Here is a 655-nt window from a genome sequence, read left to right on the forward strand (position 1 = left end):
TGGATGCGTGCGAGTGCTTCTTTCGCATCTTGTCCGGCAGCGATGTTTTGAAGTTCTTTCCCGAGTGCGTCGTATACTTTCGGGTCACGGATTCCGCGTCCTGCGACAGCGTTCTTCACTGTCTCGTTCAAGATTTCGTAAGACTCACGCTCGACGTCGTTCGTGAACTTGTCTTCGTATGCGACTTCGATGTCTTTGACAGCTGGTGCCATCTCAAACTTCTCCATGTAGAGCGCCTGGCCTTCGCCTTGTGTCATGTAGGCGATGAAGGCAGCCGCACCTTCTTGTTGTTTCGACTCTTTGTTGACACCGAGTGCCATGTCGATTGAAGCGATGACCGGTTGTTCTGTGCCACCTGCAAGGTTAGGCATCGGGACGAAGCCGATCTCGTCTTCGAAGTTGTTCCACTTGTCACGCTTCTCGACCGTCGTCATCGAGTGAGCTTCCCATGAACCGATGATCCACATTGCGGCCTTCTTGTCGAAGAAGTTGTTCATGCCGTCCATGTATGTCGCGAGACCCAATGCCCCTTCTTGGAACACTTTGTCTTCGTACAGTTGTTGCCAAAGTTCAGCCGTCTCGACCATCTCTTTGTCCGTCCACTTCGCGTCACCCGCAAGTACGTCTTGGATGTAGCCTGGTGCGACTTGGTGGC

1 protein-coding gene is annotated in these 655 nt (G+C 53.0%); it reads right to left on the reverse strand.

Annotation, left to right across the window (positions count from 1 at the left end):
* On the reverse strand, positions 1 to 655 hold a 655-nt coding region (locus tag ON063_RS14770; protein ID WP_274665644.1), incomplete at both ends, for an extracellular solute-binding protein.

It is taken from the genome of Exiguobacterium sp. B2(2022) (genome assembly GCF_028823655.1).
Classification (GTDB): Bacteria; Bacillota; Bacilli; order Exiguobacteriales; family Exiguobacteriaceae; genus Exiguobacterium; species Exiguobacterium aestuarii_A.